Source organism: Pseudaeromonas pectinilytica (assembly GCF_054780855.1).
Genome location: NZ_BAAGVN010000327.1, coordinates 1 through 23,810 on the forward strand (window position 1 = coordinate 1; position 23,810 = coordinate 23,810).

The 23,810-nt window shown below is 53.5% G+C and carries 23 protein-coding genes; 11 read left to right on the forward strand and 12 right to left on the reverse strand.

Features of this window, described 5'->3' with window-relative positions; translation table 11 throughout:
• Nucleotides 1-131 precede the first annotated feature (131 nt).
• Nucleotides 132-887 (reverse strand): sulfate transporter CysZ, encoded by a 756-nt coding sequence (gene cysZ / locus ACYVG7_RS14260; RefSeq protein WP_460883757.1) that lies wholly within the window; start codon nucleotides 885-887, stop codon nucleotides 132-134.
• Nucleotides 888-1,124: 237 nt separating this feature from the next.
• Here cysZ and zipA point away from each other — a divergent pair, with 237 nt between their 5' ends.
• Together zipA and ligA are read left to right on the forward strand one after the other, a co-directional pair.
• Nucleotides 1,125-1,928, forward strand: a complete 804-nt coding sequence (zipA, locus tag ACYVG7_RS14265; protein ID WP_460883758.1) for a cell division protein ZipA — start codon at nucleotides 1,125-1,127, stop codon at nucleotides 1,926-1,928.
• 80 nt (nucleotides 1,929-2,008) lie between these two features.
• A complete protein-coding gene (gene ligA / locus ACYVG7_RS14270; protein WP_460883759.1) occupies nucleotides 2,009-4,063 on the forward strand; it encodes an NAD-dependent DNA ligase LigA in 2,055 nt (684 codons plus the stop codon).
• 98 nt (nucleotides 4,064-4,161) lie between these two features.
• Here the strand turns inward: ligA and ACYVG7_RS14275 are convergent, their stop codons facing one another.
• Nucleotides 4,162-5,346, reverse strand: coding sequence for a LysM peptidoglycan-binding domain-containing protein (locus ACYVG7_RS14275; RefSeq protein ID WP_460883760.1), 1,185 nt, complete (start codon nucleotides 5,344-5,346; stop codon nucleotides 4,162-4,164).
• A gap of 295 nt (nucleotides 5,347-5,641) precedes the next feature.
• Nucleotides 5,642-6,412, reverse strand: a complete 771-nt coding sequence (gene gloB / locus ACYVG7_RS14280; protein ID WP_460883761.1) for a hydroxyacylglutathione hydrolase — start codon at nucleotides 6,410-6,412, stop codon at nucleotides 5,642-5,644.
• 80 nt (nucleotides 6,413-6,492) lie between these two features.
• Here gloB and ACYVG7_RS14285 point away from each other — a divergent pair, with 80 nt between their 5' ends.
• Nucleotides 6,493-7,209, forward strand: a complete 717-nt coding sequence (locus ACYVG7_RS14285) for a class I SAM-dependent methyltransferase (RefSeq protein ID WP_460883762.1) — start codon at nucleotides 6,493-6,495, stop codon at nucleotides 7,207-7,209.
• Between the two features lie 34 nt (nucleotides 7,210-7,243).
• Here ACYVG7_RS14285 and rnhA read toward each other — a convergent pair whose 3' ends face one another.
• Entirely contained in the window at nucleotides 7,244-7,708 is a 465-nt protein-coding gene (gene rnhA / locus ACYVG7_RS14290) for a ribonuclease HI (protein WP_460883763.1), read from the reverse strand.
• A gap of 49 nt (nucleotides 7,709-7,757) precedes the next feature.
• Here rnhA and dnaQ point away from each other — a divergent pair, with 49 nt between their 5' ends.
• Nucleotides 7,758-8,495, forward strand: a complete 738-nt coding sequence (dnaQ, locus tag ACYVG7_RS14295) for a DNA polymerase III subunit epsilon (protein WP_460883764.1) — start codon at nucleotides 7,758-7,760, stop codon at nucleotides 8,493-8,495.
• 88 nt (nucleotides 8,496-8,583) lie between these two features.
• Here the strand turns inward: dnaQ and ACYVG7_RS14300 are convergent, their stop codons facing one another.
• Complete coding sequence (locus ACYVG7_RS14300) at nucleotides 8,584-10,095, reverse strand: DUF3369 domain-containing protein (RefSeq protein ID WP_460883765.1); 1,512 nt, start codon at nucleotides 10,093-10,095, stop codon at nucleotides 8,584-8,586.
• A gap of 200 nt (nucleotides 10,096-10,295) precedes the next feature.
• Here ACYVG7_RS14300 and lpcA point away from each other — a divergent pair, with 200 nt between their 5' ends.
• Nucleotides 10,296-10,880, forward strand: a complete 585-nt coding sequence (gene lpcA, locus ACYVG7_RS14305) for a D-sedoheptulose 7-phosphate isomerase (RefSeq protein ID WP_460883766.1) — start codon at nucleotides 10,296-10,298, stop codon at nucleotides 10,878-10,880.
• A 28-nt stretch (nucleotides 10,881-10,908) separates the two neighbouring features.
• The gene (locus tag ACYVG7_RS14310; protein ID WP_460883767.1) at nucleotides 10,909-11,724 is read left to right on the forward strand and encodes a class II glutamine amidotransferase; all 816 of its coding nucleotides are present in this window, start codon (nucleotides 10,909-10,911) and stop codon (nucleotides 11,722-11,724) included.
• Between the two features lie 67 nt (nucleotides 11,725-11,791).
• Here ACYVG7_RS14310 and purN read toward each other — a convergent pair whose 3' ends face one another.
• Both purN and purM read right to left on the reverse strand, forming a co-directional pair.
• Nucleotides 11,792-12,451 carry a phosphoribosylglycinamide formyltransferase gene (gene purN / locus ACYVG7_RS14315; RefSeq protein ID WP_460883779.1) on the reverse strand — a complete coding sequence of 220 codons (660 nt, stop codon included), beginning with the start codon at nucleotides 12,449-12,451 and terminating at the stop codon, nucleotides 11,792-11,794.
• Nucleotides 12,448-13,485, reverse strand: coding sequence for a phosphoribosylformylglycinamidine cyclo-ligase (purM, locus tag ACYVG7_RS14320; RefSeq protein WP_460883768.1), 1,038 nt, complete (start codon nucleotides 13,483-13,485; stop codon nucleotides 12,448-12,450). The genes purN and purM overlap by 4 nt, the downstream gene beginning before the upstream one ends.
• Before the next feature lie 164 nt (nucleotides 13,486-13,649).
• Between purM and upp the strand changes: the two genes are divergently transcribed.
• The 3 genes from upp to hda all read left to right on the forward strand — a co-directional run bounded on the left by upp (nucleotide 13,650) and on the right by hda (nucleotide 16,261).
• Complete coding sequence (gene upp / locus ACYVG7_RS14325) at nucleotides 13,650-14,276, forward strand: uracil phosphoribosyltransferase (protein WP_460883769.1); 627 nt, start codon at nucleotides 13,650-13,652, stop codon at nucleotides 14,274-14,276.
• A gap of 152 nt (nucleotides 14,277-14,428) precedes the next feature.
• Nucleotides 14,429-15,532 carry a DUF2066 domain-containing protein gene (locus ACYVG7_RS14330; RefSeq protein WP_460883770.1) on the forward strand — a complete coding sequence of 368 codons (1,104 nt, stop codon included), beginning with the start codon at nucleotides 14,429-14,431 and terminating at the stop codon, nucleotides 15,530-15,532.
• A 27-nt stretch (nucleotides 15,533-15,559) separates the two neighbouring features.
• On the forward strand, nucleotides 15,560-16,261 hold the full coding sequence (gene hda, locus ACYVG7_RS14335; RefSeq protein WP_460883771.1) for a DnaA inactivator Hda: 702 nt from the start codon (nucleotides 15,560-15,562) through the stop codon (nucleotides 16,259-16,261).
• Between the two features lie 78 nt (nucleotides 16,262-16,339).
• Here hda and arsC read toward each other — a convergent pair whose 3' ends face one another.
• Both arsC and bepA read right to left on the reverse strand, forming a co-directional pair.
• Nucleotides 16,340-16,690, reverse strand: coding sequence for an arsenate reductase (glutaredoxin) (arsC, locus tag ACYVG7_RS14340; protein WP_460883772.1), 351 nt, complete (start codon nucleotides 16,688-16,690; stop codon nucleotides 16,340-16,342).
• Nucleotides 16,691-16,727: 37 nt separating this feature from the next.
• Nucleotides 16,728-18,176, reverse strand: coding sequence for a beta-barrel assembly-enhancing protease (bepA, locus tag ACYVG7_RS14345; RefSeq protein WP_460883773.1), 1,449 nt, complete (start codon nucleotides 18,174-18,176; stop codon nucleotides 16,728-16,730).
• Nucleotides 18,177-18,392: 216 nt separating this feature from the next.
• Here bepA and ACYVG7_RS14350 point away from each other — a divergent pair, with 216 nt between their 5' ends.
• Nucleotides 18,393-19,490, forward strand: a complete 1,098-nt coding sequence (locus ACYVG7_RS14350; RefSeq protein WP_460883774.1) for an AI-2E family transporter — start codon at nucleotides 18,393-18,395, stop codon at nucleotides 19,488-19,490.
• A 41-nt stretch (nucleotides 19,491-19,531) separates the two neighbouring features.
• Here ACYVG7_RS14350 and ACYVG7_RS14355 read toward each other — a convergent pair whose 3' ends face one another.
• The 3 genes from ACYVG7_RS14355 to ACYVG7_RS14365 all read right to left on the reverse strand — a co-directional run bounded on the left by ACYVG7_RS14355 (nucleotide 19,532) and on the right by ACYVG7_RS14365 (nucleotide 22,607).
• The gene (locus ACYVG7_RS14355) at nucleotides 19,532-20,374 is read right to left on the reverse strand and encodes a tetratricopeptide repeat protein (RefSeq protein WP_460883775.1); all 843 of its coding nucleotides are present in this window, start codon (nucleotides 20,372-20,374) and stop codon (nucleotides 19,532-19,534) included.
• 94 nt (nucleotides 20,375-20,468) lie between these two features.
• Nucleotides 20,469-22,358: a DUF3413 domain-containing protein gene (locus ACYVG7_RS14360; protein ID WP_460883776.1), complete on the reverse strand. Its 1,890-nt coding sequence runs from the start codon at nucleotides 22,356-22,358 to the stop codon at nucleotides 20,469-20,471.
• A gap of 18 nt (nucleotides 22,359-22,376) precedes the next feature.
• Nucleotides 22,377-22,607 carry a YejL family protein gene (locus ACYVG7_RS14365; protein ID WP_460883777.1) on the reverse strand — a complete coding sequence of 77 codons (231 nt, stop codon included), beginning with the start codon at nucleotides 22,605-22,607 and terminating at the stop codon, nucleotides 22,377-22,379.
• Between the two features lie 67 nt (nucleotides 22,608-22,674).
• On the opposite strand from ACYVG7_RS14365, the gene yejK reads away from it, so the two are divergent.
• Complete coding sequence (gene yejK / locus ACYVG7_RS14370) at nucleotides 22,675-23,688, forward strand: nucleoid-associated protein YejK (protein WP_460883778.1); 1,014 nt, start codon at nucleotides 22,675-22,677, stop codon at nucleotides 23,686-23,688.
• The last annotated feature ends 122 nt before the right edge of the window (nucleotides 23,689-23,810 follow it).

The window sequence follows — 23,810 nt, forward strand, 5'->3', positions numbered from 1 at the left end:
ATGGAACTGGTCAGGATCGGCTGTCGAACGGCTCCAATGCCGCAACGCCTGTTGAAGCTGGCTGAGTCTCGATGGTAATCAGGTAAAAAAAAGCGCCCTAGGCGCTTTTTTTGTATCTGCTGCAGCCTTCGTCAGGCGGCTGGCATATGCCGTGAGCGATACAGATCAACCCACATCGCCGTAGCGCCACAGACAGCCACTGGCATGATCAGGAAATTGATCAGTGGAATTGCGGTGCACACCGAGACGGCAAAGCCAAATCCCAGGTTAGGGAGGCGTTCTGACTTGAGATCATCACGCATGACGTCAAACGGGATCTTGTGATTGTCATAGGAATAATCAGCGTATTGTATGGCCGCCATCCAGGCCGATAACAATACCCAGAGCAGCGGTGCCAGGGTTTGCCCCAGTAGTGGAATAAAAAACAAGATCAGACAGCCGATAGCCTTGGGTAGGTAATATTTCAATTTTTGCCATTCCCGTTTCAGAATTCTGGGAATATCCGCTAGTAGTTGGCGTAGCGAAGTATCTGGCGGGGTGACGCCGGTCAGTCGCGCTTCCACCTGTTCGGCGAGCAGGCCATTGAATGGCGCCGCTATCCAGTTCGCAACCATGCTGAAGATGAACGAAAAAAACAGTAATACGACTATGATGGCCAGGGGCCAGAGTAGATATTCGAGCCATGTCAGCCAGGAGGGTAATTGCCCAATCCATTGATCGGCCCATCCAGATAGTCGGGAGAAAAGCCAATAAAAACAAGCTGAAAAAAGAATCAGATTTGTCAGCAGTGGCAATAGAACAAAACGCCGCAAGCCTGGCTGGCAGACCAGCGACAGCCCTTGTGTTAAGTAACTGATACCACTTTTCTTCGTGATTTTATAAACCATGCTGCTTTCCCGCGTACAATAGTGTTACAGATATTACAAATAGTGTCTCATTTTGGTAAAGTCATTGCAGCCACACTCGACGGACTCTGGCTATATTCCTAAGGGCCAGTTCATCATATGGCCTCCAGAATTTGAGAAGGACGCGTCAGTCATAGAATTACCGATTCTATGATCGGCATCGAGGGCAACCGCTGAATTGCCCGAATGGGCTCAATAGAATTAGAAAGAGAAACGGCAATGCAGGATTTGCGAATCATACTGGTCATCATAGGTGCATTAGCAATTGCGGCCTTGGTCATTCATGGACTTTGGACTAACCGTAAGAACAAGCGCATTTCCATCAAGGAAAAGCCGCTTGGGCGTATGCCGGATGTAAAATCAAAATATCGCGATGACGCCGAGAGTGTCGGTGATGGTTTTGACGAATATGGTATTGGCAAGGTTCGTGTCGTTTCTCGTCGGCAAGAGCCGAAAATGCCGGTGAGCGCACCGAAACAGTGGAGTAGCGCTAAAGTCGAGCCTGGGTTGACCATGGCGCCTATCATGACGGATGAGTCTGTTGCACCGGTATCGGCCGCTAAACCCGAGACGATTGTCGAGGCCGCCCCCAAGGTGATTGATCCGTCTTGGAGTGATTTCTATCAGATCAATATCATGTCGCGCGAGAGCACTCAGATCGCCGGTGAAGATTTGTTGTTCATTCTGAAAAAATTAGGTTTCCGTTATGGTGATATGTCCATTTTTCATCGTCATCTAGAGCCGAACGGCCACGGTGATGTGCTGTTTAGTCTCGCGAATATGGTGAAACCAGGCACTTTTGAGCCGGCTCGCATGGCACAATTTACCACTCCGGGTGTCTCCTTGTTTATGGAATTACCGCATCCAGGGCGAGCCGAGGCCCATTTCAAGTTGATGTTACAAGCCGCAGAAAAAATCTCTGCCGAACTGGATACTCTGTTGATGGATCGGCAGCGCAACCCGCTGAGCGAATATCTGATTAACCAATATCTTGATGAGTTGCGCGCTTACGATATGCAGTGAGAGTAGCCATTGTAGGTTTTAATGCGGCTACGGCCGCATTTTTTATGGTGATGAATTTTTGACATCGAAGGGCGTCGTTGATGAGTGAGATCAAGCAACAGATGGTGGAGCTGATCCGGCAGCTGGCTCGCTACGAGCATGAATATTATGTCCTGGATGCACCATCGGTTCCGGATAGTGAATATGATCGGTTACTCCTGAAGCTCAAAGCGTTGGAGACCGCCTATCCTGAGCTGATCGAGGCGCATTCGCCAACGCAACGGGTTGGTGGGTCGCCTTCCTCTGTTTTTACCTCGGTTCCCCATGCCCAACCCATGTTGTCGCTGGATAATGTATTCAATACAGAAGAACTACAGGGCTTTGGTCATCGCGTTCAGGAACGTTTGAACCTCGTGGATGAGGTCGCGTTTTGTTGCGAGCCGAAGCTGGATGGCCTAGCGGTTAGTCTGCTGTATGAAGATGGCATTCTGATCCGGGCAGCAACGCGTGGCGATGGCAATACCGGCGAAGATATTACTCATAATGTTCGGACCATCCGCTGCATTCCGTTGCAACTGCAGGGTGATAACTGGCCTGCTCGTCTGGAGGTTCGGGGTGAAGTCTTCATGCCCAAAGCCGGCTTTCAGCGTTGGAATGAACAGGCGCTAGCTCATGGCGAGAAGGTGTTTGCCAACCCACGTAACGCGGCGGCAGGGAGTTTGCGGCAACTGGATCCACGCATTACCGCTCAACGCCCCTTGGCTTTTTATGCCTATGGCATCGGGGTTGCGGAGGGTGTGGAGTTGCCGGTATCCCATTACGCTCGCCTGCAGTGGCTCAAGGTGCTTGGCTTACCGGTCAGTGACGATATTCAGCGGGTTAGCGGGATTGCGGGCTGTTGTCAGTATCACAACGCCATTCTGAGTCGTCGGGAGAGTTTGCCGTTCGAGATTGATGGTGTGGTGTTCAAGGTCGATAGTATCGAGCAGCAACAAGCCTTGGGGTTTGTCTCCCGAGCGCCGCGTTGGGCGGTTGCGCATAAATTTCCCGCCCAAGAAGAGCTGACACTCATCAATGGGATCGAGTTTCAGGTTGGCCGGACTGGGGCCATCACGCCCGTTGCTCGCCTGGAGCCGGTATTTGTCGGTGGCGTGACTGTCTCCAACGCTACCTTGCATAATGCCGACGAGATGGAGCGGCTGGATATCCAGATTGGCGATACCGTCATTGTGCGCCGGGCCGGGGATGTGATCCCGCAGATTGTCGGGGTAGTCCTGGCGCGTCGAGATCCTTCGCGGTGTGTGCCGGTTGTTTTTCCAGACCGCTGCCCGGTCTGTGACTCCGAGGTTGAGCGACTCCCGGGTGAGGCCGTTGCTCGTTGCAGTGGCGGATTATTCTGTGAGGCGCAGCGTAAAGAGGCGTTGAAACACTTTGCCTCTCGCCGCGCCATGGATATCGAAGGCCTGGGTGACAAGCTTATTGAGCAGCTGGTGGATCGCCATCTCGTCGAGACTCCTGCCGATCTCTTTGCATTGGATGAGGCGACCCTAGCCAGTCTGGAGCGCATGGGGACTAAATCAGCACAAAAGCTGCTCCTGGCTATCGATAAAGCCCGCACGACCACCTTGCCCCGCTTCCTGTTCGCACTGGGGATCCGCGAGGTGGGTGAGTCGACAGCTTTGGCGCTCGCCAACCATTTTGCCGAGCTTCCGGCTATCGCAAACGCCAGCATTGAGGCACTGCTGCAGGTACCGGATGTGGGTGACATAGTCGCCAAGCATGTCTATTACTTCTTCCGGCAAGCGCATAATCTGGCGGTTCTCGAGCGATTGCAGCAATCTCGCGAGGAGGGCGGAGCAGGGATCCTGTGGCCGGACATTCAACGTCCGAGTGCAGATGAACTGCCGTTGCAAGGCAAAACGCTGGTGCTGACTGGTACTCTTCACCAGATGACCCGGGACGAAGCCAAAGCCGCGTTGTTAGCCTTGGGAGCCAAGGTTGCAGGCTCGGTCTCAGCCAAGAGCAGCGCCGTGATTGCAGGCGAAGCGGCTGGCTCCAAATTAGCCAAGGCTGAACAGTTAGGGATTCCAGTTCTGGATGAATCAGCGTTGGTCGAATTGTTAAACGATCCGCAGCATTTCGATTGGCCTGGCTAAACCAATCTGTTTGCCCGAAACACAGAAGGCCCCGGTTGTAATGCCGGGGCCTTCTGTTTTATGGCGGTGACTCTATGTTGGTACGGCAGTCGCTTGGTTTAGCCCTTGATGATCAGGGTTTGACCGGGTTTGAGCTGACTGTTATTCGACAGACGATTCAGGCGTTTGAGCTCATCAATGGAGACCTGAAAGCGCTGGGCTATGGAGTAAAGAGAGTCTCCGCGGCGAACCTCATAATTTTTACGCGGCTTCTGCGGTGTGTGCTTGGCTTGCAGCTTGATGGTTTGTCCCACCTTCAGCTGGTGATGGGGGAGCTTGTTCCAACTCAGCAGCTGAGCTTTGGTTACCCCATGCGCCTTGCCGATACTCCACAGACTATCACCTGATTTGACGGTATAGCTGGTTAATTGTGCCGCACGTTGACCATTGCTTTTGCTCCGGCGTTGCGAGGCTAATTGGACGCGCTCCTCCTCACCCGGCAGGACGAACTGCTCACCAGGCTTCAGACGACGACCGGAAGGCAATTCAGCCAGTGCCAATTCCAGCTCCCGAGCATCTTTTTTCGGTACCAACAGGTGGTGGGGACCACTGCTGGGGGTCGAACCACGCAGATAGCCAGGATTGAGTGCTTTGACTTCCTGCAAGGACAGGCCAGCCATCTCTGCGACGACTGAGAGCGAAACCTGACCACCCGCATCAATCTGTTGCCATTGCTGCTTATTCGGGTGGCTGGGGAGTTTCACGCCATAGCTGTCAGCATTTTTGATGATATCGGCCAGTGCCAACAACCGCGGTACATATTCAGTGGTTTGGCGTGGCAGATCCAGTGACCAAAAATCCCCGCTCTTGCCTGCGCGCCGACTTTTGTCGACCGCTTTTTGGATCCGACCTTCACCGGCATTATAGGCGGCGATGGCGTGGAACCAGTCACCATTGAAGTCATCGTGCAATTTTTGCAGATAGTCCAGCGCCGCATGGGTGGAGGCTTGAATATCGCGGCGCCCATCGTACCAATAGTCCTGTTTCAAACCATAACGTTGGCCTGTTCCTGAAGTGAACTGCCATAGCCCGACCGCATTACTGGGCGAGCGTGCATTCGGGTTGTATGCGCTCTCGACCACGGGTAATAGCACCAATTCCATGGGCATATCCCGCTTTTCAATTTCTTTAGCGACCAGGTACAGGTAGGGGGCGGCGCGTTGGGTAACGGTGTTGAGGTATTTGGGATGCTTGAGGTACCAGTCGCGGTAGCCGATGACTTCGGCGCGGTTGGGGATTTCCATCTTCATTTCATTACTGGCGTGTCGCCAAATGGAGATCCGTGGTTGTTGCTCTTCCGATCGATCGAGCGCTGAGTGCGCTGGGCTCGCAGTTTGGGCAGTCCGCTGATCATCAGTTACTGCGTCATTACGGGTCGGTAATGTCTGGCAGCCCGTGAGCAACAAAGTGGCCACTACAGCCAGTCGTAGCTTCATGTTCATCCAGTTTTCATCCTCTCAGTCAGTCGCCGATGGTAAGTGTGATCGAAAACCAGATCAACTAATGCAAGATTTGTGCTCAATTTATGAACCGAGTTGGTCAAAGATTATTCTTTTTTTCTCTCAGAATGGCAAAGACATGGATCTCACTTTTACATTCGCAGTAGGCATTTTGTTCTGCCCAGTGCCGTACGCTGGTCATCTGCGTCCGAAGAAATACGTTGGTGGCTAGTTCGGTGGCCAGGTCACTAGGAAGGGTGGGGAGGCCTTGACGACGTAGTTTACTCACTGACTGGATGCGATCCGTGAGTGCAGCATTATCGGGCTCGACACGCTGGCAGAATGCCAGATTACTTTGCGTGTACTCATGAGCAGCATAGATCCTTGTTTCTGGAGGCAACTGTTTAATCCGCTGCAATGAGTCATACATCTGCTCCGGTGTCCCGTCGAGCAGACGACCACATCCGCCGGCAAACAACACATCACCGCAGAACAAGGCGCCATGGCCGTAGTAGGCGATGTGCTCACGGGTGTGGCCAGGTAATGCCATGATTTCCAAGCTTATATCGAGCGTATCCAGAACAATGCGCTGGCCGTTGTGTAACGGTTGCTGGGTTGGTAATAGCGGATGTTCGAGCGCAGGGCCGTAGCAGATCGCGTCGGGATAGTGGGCTAATAGCTGTGGCACACCATCGATATGATCGTGATGATGGTGCGTGAGCAAGATAGCATCCAGAGTCAGACCTAAGGTGTTCAGCCGCTCTAGCACCGAGTCGGCATGTCCTGGATCGACAACCACAGCGTGCAGCCCTTTCTTGAGTAACCAGATATAGTTATCCTGCCGAGCCGGGATAGTGACGATCTGTAACATTGATAGGTCCTTTTGCTTGTTCGGATGCTCATTGATACGGTGAACTGTCATCGTGCGCAATATTTTCTGCAGGAGTGAGTGTGAAGCCAGCATTGACGCAACGCCAGATCGTTCCGCCCGAATCCTGGGATCAACTCCCCATGGGCGATTGGCTGGCCGCCGAGATCCAGGAGCGGTTAGACCTCTGGTGTCCACACCTATTTGGCTATCATTTGCTCAAGCTTGGTGCGTTGAGTAGCCATTTATCGTGCAGTGGTTCGGCGATCCGGCACCAGGTTTCGCTGGGATTGGCGGGCGCTGGCTTGGGAGTCTTGGCCGATGTGGCAGACTTACCGATCCGTGACACCGCGATTGATGCATGTTTGTTAGCTCAGACGCTGGATTACACGAATGACCCGCATCAGGTGTTGCGCGAGGTGGAACGCGTGCTGACGGCGGATGGCTGGTTGATTCTGAGTGGATTTAATCCTCACAGCCTAGTTGGCCTCGGCCGGTTATTACCGTTCATGCGACGCCAACATCCTTGGCATGCCCGGATGTTCTCACCCGAGCGGATCCGCGATTGGTTGGAGTTGCTAGGATTTGAACTGGTACATTACGAGGCTTTCGGTTTTAGCAGTCTCTCGTCCGGTAGCAAGATCCATTGGTGGCGCGAAAATCTAGGGCGCGATTATTGTGGCTACTTTGCTTCGGTTTACATGCTGGCGGCCCGTAAAAGAACCATTCCCCTGACTCCCGAGCCCGAGCGGCGCTGGGCTCGGAAACCGCTGATCGTACCAGGCATGGCACGGATTTAGTCAGTTTTGCGGCGAGGCGAAACTGTACCCTGCCTCAGGGTTGATAACCCGTATCCTCCAGCAGATCGTGACTCATGGCGGCATCTCGGGCCAAGATATCACAGCGCTCGTTTTCATCATGCCCCGAATGTCCTTTGACCCAATGCCAATCCACCTGATGTCGTTGGACTTCGGTGTCGAGCAGTTTCCAGAGATCGACATTTTTCACCGGCTCCTTGCTGGCGGTTAGCCAGCCTCGCCGCTTCCAGTTCTGGATCCACTGGGTAATGCCCTGCTTGACGTATTGACTGTCCGTGGTGAGTCGCACCATGCAGGGCTCTTGCAATGACTGTAACCCCGCGATGGCGGCCATCAGCTCCATGCGGTTATTGGTGGTCAAACGGTAGCCTTGGGATAGCTCCTTCTGGTGTTGTTTATAGACGAGAATAGCGCCGTAACCACCCGGCCCGGGGTTGCCGAGGCATGAGCCATCGGTGAAGAGAGAGATCTGCTTTAACATTGGAAAGTGCGGTAACATGGGGTTTTGCGCAGTGTGACATAAAAGGCTTATGAACCCAATCCAATCCATGCGCCAGGTAATTCTGGATACCGAAACCACGGGGATGAATCTCAGTGGTGGTCCGCATTACTTGGGCCATCGCATCATCGAAATCGGCTGTGTGGAAGTGATCAACCGTCGTCTGACCGGACGCCACTTCCATGTCTATATCAAACCAGACCGGATCGTGGACGAAGAGGCTATCCGGGTTCACGGCATCACAGATGCATTTTTGATGGATAAACCGCCGTTCGGTGCCATTGCCGATGAATTTATTGAATTTATCCGCGGCGCTGAGTTGGTGATCCACAATGCCCCCTTCGACGTCGGCTTCATGGACTATGAATTCGACAAGCTGGGGTTAGGGCTCAAAACCCGAGAAATGTGTGGTGTTGCCGATACGCTGGTCATGGCGCGGCGGCTATTCCCCGGCAAGCGAAATAGCTTGGATGCCCTCTGCTCGCGCTACGGCATCGATAACAGTCATCGGACTCTGCACGGCGCGTTATTGGATGCCGAGATCCTGGCCGATGTTTATCTGATGATGACCGGCGGGCAAACCCGCCTGGACTTAAGCGCTGGCGAGGCTTCGTCATCCCAGCAGGAGCAGAATACCGAACCTCAGCGTCTGGAGCGTCTCGCCGGAGCTCTGCGGGTGATCGCGGCTTCGGCGGATGAGCTCGTGTTGCATGAGGGGCGGCTGGATCTGGTCAACAAAAAGGGTGGCCGCTGTTTGTGGCGGGAGTGAGAACATCGGATTCTATCCCCGCGGATCCCGATGCGAGGTGGTAATAAAAAAGGAACCGATTGGTTCCTTTTTTGATCCACCTGACCGATTATTCGTGCCCTTGGAATTCATCCCGATAGGTATCCCGGATTGCCAGAAAATCATCGAGATTGGCCAGCATGAGTTCGACCAGCGCTGGATCAAAATGACGCCCCTTCTCTTCCTGAATCAAGGCCAGGATTTTATCCAGTGGCCAGGCGCGCTTGTAGCAGCGATCGGAGCCTAGTGCATCAAACACATCGACTAATGCCGTAATGCGTCCTTCCAGCGGAATGGTGTGACCGGTCAGCCCCTGCGGGTAGCCAGAGCCATCCCACTTTTCGTGGTGATTGAGGGCGATCTGCGAAGCAACTTGAAACAACTCGATATCGGAGCCACTGAGCATGTCGTAACCGATCTGGGCATGGGTCTTCATGATTTCCCATTCGTCGGCATCGAGTTTGCCTGGCTTGTGCAGTATGGCATCCGGGATACCGATCTTGCCGATATCGTGCAGTGGTGAGGCGCGTTTGAGCAGTTCGGTTTTCTCTTCGGGAAATCCCAGCAGGCGGGCAAAGAGCTCACAATACAAGGCTACTCGTTTGACATGTAGGCCGGATTCTTTGGAGCGCGTCTCGACAATTTCACCGATCCGGTAAATGATTTCGCGCTGATTGTCGGCCAGCAATTCATTGAGGCGAATATTCTCCAAGGCGATGATGATGTTTTCGGTGAACAAATTGAGCAGATAGGTATCCATCTGACTCAATGGGCGAGTGCCTTCAATATGAAAAATCAGACTGTGCCGAGGATTTTTGCAGTAGATAACCAACTCATTATCACGGAATACGTTCTGTTTATTCGCCAGTGCCTGCTGGATCACACTCGAATTCCGGTAATGGGTCTGGTCTTCTTCATTCAGGATCGGCTCCATGTCCGTATTCCGAATTTCGTAAGCATTTTGTTTCAGCTGAAACAGACTGGTTTCTTCGAGCGCCAGCAGGGCGCTGAGTTGATCCAGCGTGCCCTCGGCAAATTGCTTGAGCGCCTGCTTTTCAAAAATGCCTTTGGAAGCTGCGATGACCTTTTCCAGCCCCTTGCGGTTATGTTCCAGAGAACAGATATCACGATACGAACGCAGGCTGGCCCGGATCAGGGTGCGTAGCTTTTGCGAGGTCAGTTCTGTCTTGTCTTTGTAATCATTGATATCAAAGTTAGCGACCACATCATCTTCTGGGGCTTGTCCGGGTTGACCGGTGCGCAGGACGATGCGCACCTGCTGGTTATGAAGCTCGGTCCGGACATAGCGCACCACATCAAGCCCGGCGCTGTCGGTCTCCATGACCACATCCAATAGGATCAGCGCGATATCGGGTTCGTTGGCCATGATGGCTTTGGCTTCGGTGCCGGTATAGGCATGGAGAAATTCAATCGGTTTGTTATCAAATAGAAACTGAGCCAAGGTCATCTTGGTGATGCGGTGTACCTCGGGCTCATCATCGACGATCAGTACTTTCCAGCCCTGCTTGATGTGTACGGACTCGGCTTTTTCGTCATCAATAATCAGGATTTCATCATCCATTGGTACAGTCCTGGTTAGCGTACGGCTACATGGCACTCTAGTCATATTAAAAGATTTTAATAAAAAAAGACGCCGATTATTTCTTTCCCATTAACAAGGTGACAACACCGGCAATTCGCACCCGCTACCCCGCTTGGCGCTGACGTCTTTGCCAACCTGTGTCAGAATAAAAACCTATTGCCAATCGACTGGGGAAAGAGATGTATCAAGAGTTGATCCGGAGTGAGTTGAATGAAGCGGCCAAGGTACTGCAAGACTTCATCAACGAACCACAGAATTTGTTGAATATCGAGTCGGCTGCTCGCCTGATCGCGGACTCTTTCCGGCAGCAGGGTAAGGTGTTGTCTTGTGGTAATGGCGGCTCCCATTGTGATGCGATGCATTTCGCTGAAGAGTTGACCGGGCGTTATCGCGAAAATCGCCCCGGTTATGCCGGTATCGCTATCTCGGATCCCAGCCATCTCTCCTGTGTGTCCAATGATTTTGGCTATGAGTTTGTGTTCTCCCGCTATGTGGAAGCGGTGGGACGGCAAGGTGATGTGCTGCTGGGTATTTCCACCAGCGGCAATTCTGGCAATATCTTGCGCGCCATTGAAGCGGCCAAGAGCAAGGGCATCAAAACCATAGCCCTGACCGGTAAGGATGGCGGCAAAATGGCGGGGTTGGCGGATGTCGAGATCCGGGTTCCGCATTTTGGCTATGCCGATCGGATCCAGGAGGTGCATATCAAAATTATCCATCTGCTGATCCAGTTGATCGAAAAAGAGATGGCCAGCCAATCCTGATGCGAGGGGTTAAGGACAGGGAGTAACTATGTGCGAATTACTGGGCATGAGTGCCAATGTCCCGACCGACATCTGTTTCAGCTTTACCGGCCTGATGCAGCGGGGGGGCAAGACCGGTCCTCATCGTGATGGCTGGGGCATTACTTTTTATGAGGGCAAGGGCTGCCGAACCTTCAAGGATCCGATGCCCAGCTGTCAATCGCGCATTGCTCAGCTGGTGCAAGAGTATCCCATCAAGAGTTGTGCCGTGGTCAGCCATATCCGCCAGGCTAATCGCGGCGGTGTGGCGTTGGAAAACACCCATCCCTTCACCCGTGAGTTATGGGGGCGTTACTGGACCTTTGCTCACAATGGCCAGCTCAGTGGCTACGAAGAATGGGCCACAGGACGCTTCCTGCCGGTGGGGTCGACGGACAGTGAACTGGCTTTTTGCTGGTTACTCAACCAACTGGAGCTGGCTTTTCCCACGCCGCCGCAAGATATGCGGGCGGTTTTCACGTTGGTGGCCCGTTGTTGCGATCGGCTGGCAACCCTCGGGGTCTTCAATATGTTGCTCACCGATGGCGATTATGTGATGACTTACTGCACCAGTAATCTGCACTGGCTGACTCGACGAGCACCGTTTGGCCAAGCTCGCTTGCTGGATGAAGATGTCAGTATTGATTTCCAGCATGAAACAACGCCGAATGATGTGGTCACCATCATAGCCACGCTGCCGCTGACTCAGGATGAGCGTTGGCAAAAAATGGCGACGGCCGAGTGCAACCTGTTCTATTACGGCGAGCGGATGCTGTGGGGGAGAGCCGATTCGATCCAGGTTAATGACTCTCTGGCTCAGGGCTGAAGCAGGCTGTAACGCCAGAGAAAAAAGAAGAGGGGAGCCATGGCTCCCCTCTTCGCTATTGTGGACATCAGCTCAACGCCAAATCTTCGTCGTCACTGGCATATCCCAGCGCCGGTAGCGGTTGTCCATCCAACCAGGCTTGGCCATCCTGCATCCGCAGCCGTTGCTGGCAGAACCAGTTCACGACCAGCGGATAGAGTTGATGTTCCTGACTCAGCACCCGCTCGGCGAGTGAGGATTCGTCATCTTCCGGAAAGATGGGAACTCGCGCTTGCAAGACAATGGGGCCGCCATCGAGCTCTTCGGTCACAAAGTGCACCGTAGCGCCGTGAACCGTGTCGCCAGCGGCGATGGCTCGGGCATGAGTCTTCACCCCTTGATACTTGGGTAACAAGGAGGGATGGATGTTGAGCATGCGTCCGGCAAAGTGTTGGACGAATGCCGGAGTCAGGATGCGCATGAAACCAGCCATCACCAGCAGATCCGGTTGCCAGGTTTCTAGCGCCTGAATCAAGGCGGCATCATAACTGTCACGATCACTAAAGGCCTGATTGCTCAGAACCTGGGTGGCAATCCCTGCTGCTTTGGCTCGTTCCAGCGCAAATGCGTCGGGGCGGTTACTCAGCACCCCGACCAATTCACCCTGGATGCGACCCGCAGCGCAGGCATCCATCAAAGCCTGTAAATTACTGCCGTTGCCTGAAACCAGTACCGCGAAGCGCATCAGCGGATCTCGACCTGCTCTTCACCCGCCGCCGCATCGGCGATGTGGCCGATATGCCAGGCTTGTTCGCCTTCGGCTTGCAGCAGAGCCAACGCAGGTGCAACCTGTTCGGCAGGCAAGGCAATGATCATGCCGACGCCGCAGTTGAAGGTCCGGTACATTTCGTAGGTTTCAACATTGCCGTTGGCTTGCAGCCAGGAGAACACTGCAGGCCACTGCCAGCTGCTACCGTCAATCACGGCTTTGGTGTTGTCGGGCAGTACGCGCGGGATATTTTCCCAGAAGCCACCACCTGTAATATGGGACAGCGCATGAATGTCACAGGCTTCGATCAACTTGAGCACCGGCTTGACATAGATGCGGGTCGGTTCGAGCAGGGCATCAGCCAGGCTTTTGTCGCCGACGGTTTGTTGCAGATCCGCCTTGGAAACTTCCAGGATCTTGCGGATCAGCGAGAAACCGTTGGAGTGCGGGCCGGAGGAGGCCAGCGCGATCAGCGCATCACCCGCCTTGACCTTGGTGCCATCAATGATTTCTGAGGCTTCAACCACGCCGACGCAGAAACCGGCGATGTCATAGTCTTCGCCCTCGTACATGCCGGGCATCTCGGCGGTTTCACCACCGATCAGCGAGCAACCGGACATCTCGCAACCGATACCGATGCCGGTGACCACAGCCGCAGCGGTATCCACGTCCAGCTTGCCGGTAGCGTAGTAATCGAGAAAGAACAGGGGTTCAGCACCTTGAACGATGAGATCGTTGGCACACATGGCCACCAAATCGATACCAACGGTGTCATGCTTTTTCAGATCAATGGCCAGACGCAGCTTGGTGCCGACACCATCGGTGCCAGAAACCAGTACCGGCTCGCGGTAACCGGCCGGAATACGGCACAGGGCACCGAAGCCGCCGAGGCCACCGATGACTTCCGGACGGCGAGTGCGCTTGGATACGCCTTTGATCCGCTCAACCAGGGCATTACCAGCATCGATGTCAACGCCAGCGTCCTTGTAGCTCAGTGAAGTCTTGTCAGTCACGGGAGATCCTTGTCGTATCAGGGTGGAAAAAACGCGCACATTCTAACAACCAACGCCGCCAGGACAAAACGAAATCGTTTGCCCATCGTTCGATTAAACTGCTCCACAGCGGCTCTTCCGAATGATAAAATTCCGCGGTTATGATGGCGCCCGAGGAGCAAATGATGAAAGTAGTAGAAGTCAAACACCCGTTGGTTAAGCACAAGTTGGGTCTGATGCGTGAAGCTGATATCAGCACCAAGCGTTTTCGTGAGCTGGCCAAGGAGGTGGGGAGTCTGCTGACTTATGAGGCGACCGCCGATTTCGAGACCGAAAAAGTGACCATCGAAGGCTGGAATGGTCCTGTGGCTGTGGATCAGATCAAGGGTAAGAAAGTCACGGTCGTGCCGATCCTGCGGGCAGGTCTGGGCATGATGGACGGTGTCTTGGAGCATATCCCCAGCGCACGGGTGAGTGTGGTTGGGATCTATCGCGATGAAGAGACCCTGAAGCCGGTTCCCTATTTCGAGAAGATCGTCAGTAACATCGAAGAGCGTCTGGCGTTGGTGGTGGATCCCATGCTGGCAACCGGCGGCTCGATGATTGCCACCATCGATCTGTTGAAGAAGAAAGGCTGTAAGTCGATCAAGGTGATTGTGCTGGTGGCAGCACCGGAAGGACTGGCCGCCTTGCAAGCCGCCCACGATGATGTCGAGCTGTACTGTGCCGCTATCGATCAGAAATTGAATGAAAAGGGCTATATAGTTCCAGGTTTGGGTGATGCCGGAGATAAGATCTTCGGTACCAAGTAAGACGTACATGGATTAAAAACCGGCTGCGGCCGGTTTTTTTGTTTCAGCCGCTAACAATTTCAGGCTGTAGATTCGATGGATTTGGGCTTCATCTTGCGATAGCTCAATGCCGAAGGCTATCATCGACGCTCCCTGGTCGAGGACACCTCTCTATGCTGCGTCTGCCCACACTCCTGAGTCTGCTGTTGTTTTGCATCGCGCCTGCTTGGTCTGCTACGCCCGGATCCTCTGCCGCACTGTTTCAAGTCACTGTGCCGGCGAACGGCAATGTGCTGGCGGCCGAGCGCCAAGGGCTGGTCACCGTTTTGCAGCGGCTCACCGGCGGTGCGATTGATGTGACCCGCCCTGTCGTTGCCCAGGGTGTGGATCAGGTCGGCAGCCTTGTACGCAATGTGGAGCAGGGAACCGATGGGTTGCGGGTGGATTTTGATCCGGAAGGGGTCAAGCAGCTGGTGGCACTCGGTGTGGTGCCCTATTGGGAACAGCCCCGGCCGTCGTTATTATTCTGGGTGGTGAATACGCAGCTGCCGGTGCCCTTGATACCCGGGGATAGCACCACAACCTGGCCGCAGCTTTTCTCCCGTGAAGGTGCGCGGTGGATGCTCCCGGCGCTGTTCCCGTTGCTGGATCTGGACGATCTGACGCTGGTCTCGCCCGATGTGGTGGCTCAGGGACTGATGCCGCCGCTGCTGAAAGCCAGCCAGCGCTATGGCGATGAGTTGCTGATCGTCCGTGGGCAGTTGAGTCAGCAAGGAGAACAATGGCTGTTGCAGTGGCATCTGCATGCCGGTACGGGCAAGGGTGAGGCGCTGATCAACGGTCAGAGCCAAGGGACCGCTGAGGCAGTTGTCTCGCAGACGCTGAGTGCCATCAGCCACTATCTGGCGGAGCGTTATGGCAAGATATTACCCCTGCCAGCCGTGGCTCCGGCGGTCAGCGGTGCTCAGGCGAGTAGCCCTGCGGTGGTGACTGGCGCCGCTCTGGCAACCAGTGCTGCGGTATCGGCCGCTGGCGTTGCCACCTTGCAGGTGGATAACGTCAAGAGTGTGGATGACTTGCTGGCATTGCAGGGTTTGTTGCGCCAGCTTGCCGTGATCACGCAAAGCAATGTCTCCAGTATGACCGGAGATACGGTGATTTTTACGCTCAGCCTGAACACGGATGCCAACGGATTCTTTGCCGCGTTTCAGGATCAACAGCGACTGGTGCCCGCGGATGTTAATAATCGCTTCCATATGCAGTGGCGTCAGCCCTGAGTCCGCCTCTTGAATAGGGAATATTCCGTGAGTCAACCTGCCCAACTCTCCCTGGCTGTCCAGTTACCGGATGATGAGACCTTTGCCAGCTTCTATCCTGGGGACAATGCCCAGCTCATCACGAATTTGAAGAATGCGGCCATTGGCCAGGGTGCTCCGCTGCTGTTTGTCTGGGGCAGCCACGGTTCGGGTCGTTCCCATCTGCTGCATGCTACCTGTGCCGAGGTCAACGCCAGTGGCGATGCGGTTGCTTATATTCCGCTGGAGCAGCATGCGGCGTTTGATCCCGGTGTGCTGGATCAGATGGAGCAGCTGCCCCTGGTATGCCTGGATAATCTGGATGCTATTGCCGGGCATCCGGAGTGGGAGGAGTCGCTGTTTGATTTCTTCAATCGCTGGAAAGAGCATAATCAGGGCTCGCTCATCGTCACAGCGGCGACAGCGCCGCGAAAAATCGGGTTAGGGCTTGCCGATCTGGCTTCTCGACTGGATTGGGGCCTAGCGTACCAGCTGCATGAGCTGGATGATGAGGGCAAACTCAGCGCCCTGCAGTTGCGGGCCGAATTGCGCGGCTTCAAGTTACCGGTTGATGTCGGACGGTTCTTGCTCAATCGCTTGTCGCGGGATATGCGAACCTTGCTGACCACGCTGAATGAGCTGGATAACGCCTCGCTGGATGCCAAGCGCAAGTTGACGATCCCATTTGTCAAAGATGCGCTGCGTCTCTAGTCGAATCGGTTGTACTGCGGACAAAAAAGCCAGCAAGTGATTGCTGGCTTTTTGCTGAGTCAGGGGGACCCGCTCACATCACAGGATCTCCAGCACCTGCTCTGGCGGACGACCGAGCCGGGCCTGTTCACCGTGAACCACGATCGGACGCTCCATCAGGGCGGGATGTTCTGCCAGCAGGCGATACAAGGCCTCTTCGTCGAGCTGTGGATTATCCATTCCCAACGTCTGGTAGAGCTCATCTTTGCTGCGCATCAACTGCCGCACCGAGCCGAAGCCCAACTGGCGAATGAGAGTTTTTAATACCTCGATACTCGGTGGCGTCTCCAGATAGCGCACTACATCGGGCGTCAATCCGCGTGCTTCCAACAGGGCCAAGGTTTCCCGACTCTTGGAGCAGCGGGGATTATGATAGATAGTTACATGCATGCCTTTCTCCTGCTTGACGTCCAAGGGGGAACCTTGCTTATTGGCGTAGACTTTCATCCAGCCGCTTGGCTTCTTCGAGCTGAACTAACCGGGCATCAATGCGGGCTAGCGCCAGCTTGTCGCTGCTGGTTGCCCGGGCTAAATTGAGTTCATCCATCGCCCGCATATAATCCCCGGACAGCGCCTTGCTTTCGGCATAGGCCAGGTGCAGGTTGGTTTCATCGCCTGCTTGCTGGTAGACATCGACCAAGGTACGCCATCCTAAATCGCTCTCGGGATGATTGCGAACATACAAGTCCAGCAACTTGGCCGCTTTGGGCAATTGATTCTGCTGCATATAACAACTGGCCAGATTGAAGATCACCACGCCGTTATCCGGTAACCGCGCCTGTTGACTCTCCAACCGTTGGATCGCCTGAGCATAACGTTGGTTCGCCATATCGATGTCAGTCTGGGTATCGAGAATAAATAAGTCATCCGGAAAACGCCGCGCTAGGTCATTGATGATCACCGCGGCATCCTGAGTCCGGTTCAGGGCTAACAGCGCGAGAGCCTTGCCATATAACAGATGACTCTGTTTTCCGGTGCGGCTGATCTGGTGCTCAAAGTAGCTCAGCATGCCATCCGGGGTTTCCTGGCTGAAACGCACCTGGATGCGAGTCTTGGCAAACAGGAAGTCCGCCTCGTTGTGGGGGGATTGGCGGGGGAAGTTGGCGGCCCGACTACGCGCTTCGGCGATCCGGGTTTCGGGAAGCGGGTGCGTCAGCAACATTTCCGGGGGCTTGGTGGCATAGCGATAGTTAGCCGCCAGTTTTTGAAAGAAGGTGGCCATACCCATGGGTTCGAAACCGGCATCGTAGAGTAGTTTCATGCCGATGCGGTCGGCTTCGTATTCATTATCCCGGGTATAGTTGATAGCTGATTGCACTTGCAGCCCCATGGTGGTCTGCAACGCGGCTATGCCGACTGTGGGATTCAAAATGGCCAATGCTACCGAGCCGACGAGACCCGCGATAGTGACGGGCGTTTGCCGGGTCTGGGCTTCCATGTAACGGGCTATATGTCGCTGGGTGACATGGCTTATTTCATGAGCGAGTACCGAGGCGAGCTCGCTCTCGGTAGCGGCATTTAAAAACAGTCCAGAATGCACCTTGACCTTGCCACCCAGAAAGGCGGCGGCATTGATGGTATCGTCTTTGACCAGAAAAAAGGTAAAGGGGAAACGCACGTCACTGGCACGACTGACCAGACGTTGTCCCAGATCGTCCAGATATTCATTCAAAACCGGGTCATCAATGATTGGCAGCTGGGCGCGGGCAATCCGCATGAAGGCGTTGCCGTAGAGGATTTCCCGGTCGATGGAGAGTGCAGAGACACCGGCCGTCCCGATATCCGGTAGCTGGCTCTCATTGATGGCATGAGCCGAGTGAGTAGACAGACTGACCAGCAAGGCGCAGGTCAATGATTGTAAAACACGCTTTAACATCACGCGGTTACCTCCCTGAAAAAGCTCGGGCAGAATACTCCGCTAACCGGCTAATGAACAAGCGTTGTTTCATGACCTGCGGGGGAGGATAATAGCCGCCAGCGGCCCTGCCGACTCGGCTTGCCCAGCGCGGTACTGCCTGGCGCCAAGATTGGTGTTACCTCATGATGGGGCTTTGAACTGCCGTGTTGATGTCTGTTTGGTATAGGGTTGTCCATGTTTAAAATTCTCCTCAATTGGTACAAACGACGTTTTTCTGATCCCAACGCCGTAACGCTGTTTTTGTTACTGCTAACCGGCTTTGCCACCATCTATTTTTTTGGTGATTTAATTAGCCCCATCCTGGTCGCTCTGGTTCTGGCGTATCTGTTGGATTGGCCGACGCAACGACTGATGCGCTTGGGTTGTAGCCGGACCTTGAGTGTCAGCCTGGTACTACTGCTCTTTATCGGTGTCATGTTACTGCTGCTGACCGGCTTGTTGCCGAGCATAGTGCGCCAGGGGGTCAATCTGGCCCGTGAAGCTCCGAGCATGCTGGGCAATCTGAAAATCTATATGTTGCGATTACCCGAGTCGTATCCGGATTTGATGGATGTATCTCTGGCTGAAACCTTGCTCAATACGGTGCAGGCGCGTTTTGTCAAACTCGGGGAGCTGATCGTGTCGGCTTCCGTGTCGTCACTTATCAATGTCGTCGTGGTGATGGTGTACCTGATCCTGGTACCGCTGATGGTGTTTTTTATGCTCAAGGACAAAGCCATCCTGTTGGCGGGCGTCTATCGCTTCTTGCCCAGCAACCGAGCGTTGGCGACTCAAGTCTGGATTGAAATGAATGAGCAGATTGTCAATTACATCCGCGGTAAGGTGATCCATATCCTGATTGTGAGCTTGGCCAACTACCTGGTTTTCTCCATCATGGGGATCGATTATGCGCTGCTGCTAGGCGTCGGGGTGGGATTGTCCGTGTTGATCCCCTATGTCGGAGCTGTGATGATCAGCGTCCCGGTGGTCATTGTCGGCCTATTCCAGTGGGGTGTGAGTCCAGAATTCGTCTATCTGTTGATTGCATATCTGGTGGTTCAGGCGCTGGATGCCAATCTACTGGTTCCCTTGTTGTTTTCCGAAGCCATGAATCTACACCCGATCGCCATCATCATAGCCGTGCTGGTGTTTGGTGGTTTGTGGGGATTCTGGGGGGTATTTTTTGCCATTCCCCTGGCCACGCTGGTCAAAGCGGTGGTCAATGCATGGCCGGGGAGCAGTCAGAAGATGGAGCGCGCCACCAAAGCTGGCGCGTCAAAAGTTGCCTCCTGATGAGGCAACTGAATGATTACAGCAGGATTAATACAGCAGGATTAATACAGCAGGGTGTACAACTGCCGACGGTAGCGACTGGCAATCGCATCACCGGGCAGGGTGGCTAGAATATCCAGATAGATCTTTTTGGCGTCGCCGAACCCGAGATCCTGCTTCAGCAGGCTGAGCAGCAATTCCAGGGCCTCTTCTTTACGTCCAGCTTGACTGTACTGAATGGCCAGCTCCTGCTTTAACAAGCCGTTATCTGGCTCCTGCTGCAGGCGAGCTTCCAGCGCCTGGATCTCCGGGCTGTCGGCAGCCTGGGTGGCCAATTCCAACGCGGCAACCAAACGTTGATACTCGGAGTCTTGCGCTACCATTGGGATCAGGGCCAGCAGCTCTTTGGCTTGCGTGAGCTTTTGTAATTGCAGGCTGCAATCGACCAGCAACAGGGTGATATCGGTGCGAGTGGGCGCTAGCTGATGGGCGGTCTGGACGCTGCTATAGGCGTTTTGAATGTCGGCCTGCGCCAGACTGTGACGTCCTTGCTCGAGCAGCAAATCCTCTTCTTTGGGCAGATAATCAGCCAGGAACTGACGAGCCCCCGCCAGCTGCTCGCTGCCTTGGATAGCATCCACCGGACGCCCTTCCTTGAACAATACCAACGCGGGTAAGGCTTGTAATCCCAACTGCACGGCGAGACTCTGCAATTGCGGATTACTGACATCGACCTTAGCCAGGGTCAGGACCGGGTTGGCGGTACCAATCACTCCTTCCAGCTCCGGAGTCACTGGCTGACATTCCGGAAGCGCATCGGCATAGAAATAGACCGCAATCGTCTTGGTCATCGAGGCTTCGATTAATTCGGCGCGAAAATTTTCAGGCGTAATCTGGATGATCATGGAAAGACCCTGCTGTTGATGTACTGCATATGTGGGGGATGTGATCCGGTATTTCAAGCGCCCACGAGCATCCGCTTCGTGGGCATTGTCACCTTCAGTGTGCGGTCGGGTTGTTATCCATGCTGCCCTTAAATCGGCTCAGCTCGCGCATCACTTTCAGCAGAACCGGCATATCCTGGCGTCCGTTATCGATATTCTTGTACCCGTCGACGGAGCGGACTTCAAAATTACCTTGGCGATCGAACAGGGTGATCTCCTGTTGACCAAAAATCACGGAATGACGATTGTTCCCGCTGATGACCCACTCACGGCTGGCGGGTTGCAGCAGGGAGTGGCCTGTTGAATAGTCCACTTCCGACGATGTCACGCCCAGCAATTCGGGTAACAGTGTGGGCACCAGATCCTGGTGGCTGGTGAGGGTATCGATCTGCTGGTTAGCGTGACCGGGCCAGGCCATGAGCAACGGAACCTTCATTTGTACATTCGAGTAATTGCCGCCGGCACCCCAGCTAGCGGGACCACTTTCACCGAGCTCAAAACCATGATCACTGGTAATAATCACCAGGGTATTGTCCAGCACCTGGTGGGTCATCAGCTGCTCGAAATAGTTGCCCAAGAGTTGATCCAGATAAAACACTGCATTCTTGTAGCGATTGACCAGCAATGGCCGCTGCTCGGCAGGGATAGAGCCGAATGGATCGAGCTTCTTAAGTTCAGGTTGGTAAGGCCCCTGAAAATCGGCGGGTAAAGTCAGGCTACCAGGGCCACTCAGGGCTATGTAGGAAAACCAGGGCGAACCTGACTGCTGTTTTTGTTGCCAGGCAAACCAGGACTTCAGAGTGGCTTCATCATTGCGGCCCGCGCCGATCTGTTGCTTATGCCGGATACCGCTAAAAATCGCATGTTGATAAATAGGCTGATTCAAACCATCGGTGGTAAAAGCCTTGATTCGATATTCTTGGCGCTGCAATTCATCAATCAGCAGCGGTGGTCGCTTATCGGCAATCACATCATCGGCATACTGGGCGGGCAGACCATAAAACAGGCTGAACAGGCTGGTTTCGGTTTCATTATCTCCAGCCACATGATTGTCGAAGCGCTGATATTGCTGCGAAAAACGTTGCAGGTTGGGCATGTTGATATTGTTCAACATGTCCTGACGCAGTCCACTCAGCACGATGAGCAATAGGTTCAATTTTTGTTCATGAGGCTGAACCTGCAAGGGGGCTAGGGGGTAAAGCAGTCGTCGATGGGGCTGCTCGACCTCGCTTTTTTCCCGTGCTTTGAACTCTTGCAGATCTAACCAACCGTGCCGCGCCAGAAATGAACGCGCCGTCATTGGGTACGACAGTGGAAAGTTGGATTTTTGCGCCGTGATCGGCGTATAGAAGCGAGCATCGGCCCAGATATGGGTCAAATGCGTCAGCAAGAAACAGCCCAGAAACAAGGCTGCAATGCCCTTACCCAGATAGGGCTTGCTACGTTTGAATTGTCGTTTCCACGCTTGATTGGAAAAAATGATCTCCAGCAGCACGATCGTTGGAATAGCGATAAACAAGAAATTCCAGTTCAGATTGCTCTTGGACTGGAAGGGCTCAAACAATAGGCTCCACACGAAGGGATTAAGATGAAACTTCAGTAATTGATACACCTGTGTATCAATAAGTAACAATGTTTGTACGGATGCAGCAATAAGGATAGACAAGCTGCGGAGTAGTCGCTGATGAGTACACACAAAGCTCAGCGGAAAGATCGTCAACAGGAAAAAAATGAATCCGATAAAAGCGAAATGCCCAATCCAGCTCACCAAGAGATAGAACTGGCCTAGCCCTGTCGTTGGCCACGGCATGGCAAGGATAAAACGTAGGGCGATCAGCATAGCCAATAGGATATTAAAACAAAGGAACCAATGGCCCCAGCTGATTAGCCGCGAAACGTTTTCGCCATATTGCGGATTAGGTGTCTTAGTAAAGAGCTCATTCATGTTGACGGTGATCCGACTTCAGTGCTTGGCATCAGGGAGCTTGACGGATTGCATCAATGCGGAGGCAAAAGAGTCTGCAATGTTGGCCTGCTGTGCCACTGGAAGGCGTTCCGTGATGACATGAGTCGCCATATTGCCGATGGCAATCAACGACAGGTCTACGGGTGCTTTATGTCGCTGCAATACGCTAAGTAATTCATTTACCAGACTTTCTATCTGTTCATTGCTGTATTTTGAGGTAATGGGCATCGGATCGGTCCTTTTCTCGCAAAGGCGCTTATAATACTGCACATCGTTGACTAACACTATGATTGCTATGAGTGTACAAAACATATCCATGGTTCTGCATATTTTGCGTCAGGAGGCCGATGTAGGCGTTGTTGCCGAATTAAGCCACGGACCACTATCTGCCACTGAGCAAGTTGCTGAGTTAGCTTTGGAGCTCCACCAAACATTTCAGCAAAAAAATAACCGCGCGTATGCTGCGTTTCAGGATGAATTGCCACCTGAAAACATCACCTTTGCACAATTATTGCAAAAATATATTCAGGGTGAATTGAGTTTTATCGATTTTTCATGTGATGCTACCGACATATTGACGGCAGCCATTAATAAATATTCCTTACATTGTGATGGGTTTATTTATTTTGTGCACTACCAGTATGTGGGTAATGATTATTTGATGATCGGGATCCTGGAAACGGAGGAAAGTGTCAGCTTTACCTCTGGATTTGATATTCAGCGAGTCAAGTATATTGATTTAAATCGCATGGGTCTTGCGGCGCGAATTGATTTAACTCAGCAACGCATTGCGGCAGAAAATAAACGTTACCTTTCTTTTATCAAAGGGAGAGCCGGGAGGAAAGTATCCGATTTTTTCATGGAGTTTCTTTCTGCAGAAGAGGGCGTAGATCAGAAAATACAGAATGAAACCCTGATCCGGGCTATTAGCTCGTATGCGGATACTTATCAAGTGCCGACCGAGCAGCTTCTGGATGCAAAAAAAGAGTTACACACTTATTGCAAAGAGCAGTTGAAGTCCGGTGAAGACCTGGAAGCGAAGCGGATAGGCGAGATCATCCCTGAGGCAGATTCTGGTGATTTTTATACGTTCTTGACCCATGAGGTCGGATTACCCGAAAGTTTTCCGCCCAGCCAGAGCGCGTTACGAGCTATGACCAAGTACGTTGGTTCGGGTGGCGGCTTGACGATCAGCTTCGATCAAAAGCTGCTGGGGCAGCGGATCAGCTACGATGCGGCAACCGATACCCTGACCATTATTGGCACGCCTCCTAACTTAAAAGACCAACTGCTACGAAATAATCGTTAATGCATGTTAATTGACCGCTCATTTCTGATGAGCGGTATTTTGGGCGCTGTTCCCTTTACGTGTTGTTGACTATTTTCACCCCACCCGATAACCAGGATTTTGCACTGTTGGGCTCTTGGTTG

Bases quoted from the DNA above. Each gene is read 5' to 3' on its own strand.
- cysZ (WP_460883757.1), bottom strand. From the start codon at position 887: ATGGTTTATAAAATCACGAAGAAAAGTGGTATCAGTTACTTAACACAA.
- ACYVG7_RS14360 (WP_460883776.1), bottom strand. From the start codon at position 22,358: ATGAATGAGCTCTTTACTAAGACACCTAATCCGCAATATGGCGAAAAC.
- bepA (WP_460883773.1), bottom strand. From the start codon at position 18,176: ATGTTAAAGCGTGTTTTACAATCATTGACCTGCGCCTTGCTGGTCAGT.
- yejK (WP_460883778.1), top strand. From the start codon at position 22,675: ATGAGTGTACAAAACATATCCATGGTTCTGCATATTTTGCGTCAGGAG.
- ACYVG7_RS14330 (WP_460883770.1), top strand. From the start codon at position 14,429: ATGCTGCGTCTGCCCACACTCCTGAGTCTGCTGTTGTTTTGCATCGCG.
- ACYVG7_RS14300 (WP_460883765.1), bottom strand. From the start codon at position 10,095: ATGGATGATGAAATCCTGATTATTGATGACGAAAAAGCCGAGTCCGTA.
- ligA (WP_460883759.1), top strand. From the start codon at position 2,009: ATGAGTGAGATCAAGCAACAGATGGTGGAGCTGATCCGGCAGCTGGCT.
- ACYVG7_RS14365 (WP_460883777.1), bottom strand. From the start codon at position 22,607: ATGCCCATTACCTCAAAATACAGCAATGAACAGATAGAAAGTCTGGTA.
- dnaQ (WP_460883764.1), top strand. From the start codon at position 7,758: ATGAACCCAATCCAATCCATGCGCCAGGTAATTCTGGATACCGAAACC.
- arsC (WP_460883772.1), bottom strand. From the start codon at position 16,690: ATGCATGTAACTATCTATCATAATCCCCGCTGCTCCAAGAGTCGGGAA.
- rnhA (WP_460883763.1), bottom strand. From the start codon at position 7,708: ATGTTAAAGCAGATCTCTCTCTTCACCGATGGCTCATGCCTCGGCAAC.
- ACYVG7_RS14275 (WP_460883760.1), bottom strand. From the start codon at position 5,346: ATGGAAATCCCCAACCGCGCCGAAGTCATCGGCTACCGCGACTGGTAC.
- ACYVG7_RS14350 (WP_460883774.1), top strand. From the start codon at position 18,393: ATGTTTAAAATTCTCCTCAATTGGTACAAACGACGTTTTTCTGATCCC.
- gloB (WP_460883761.1), bottom strand. From the start codon at position 6,412: ATGTTACAGATCGTCACTATCCCGGCTCGGCAGGATAACTATATCTGG.
- upp (WP_460883769.1), top strand. From the start codon at position 13,650: ATGAAAGTAGTAGAAGTCAAACACCCGTTGGTTAAGCACAAGTTGGGT.
- lpcA (WP_460883766.1), top strand. From the start codon at position 10,296: ATGTATCAAGAGTTGATCCGGAGTGAGTTGAATGAAGCGGCCAAGGTA.
- ACYVG7_RS14310 (WP_460883767.1), top strand. From the start codon at position 10,909: ATGTGCGAATTACTGGGCATGAGTGCCAATGTCCCGACCGACATCTGT.
- ACYVG7_RS14355 (WP_460883775.1), bottom strand. From the start codon at position 20,374: ATGATCATCCAGATTACGCCTGAAAATTTTCGCGCCGAATTAATCGAA.
- zipA (WP_460883758.1), top strand. From the start codon at position 1,125: ATGCAGGATTTGCGAATCATACTGGTCATCATAGGTGCATTAGCAATT.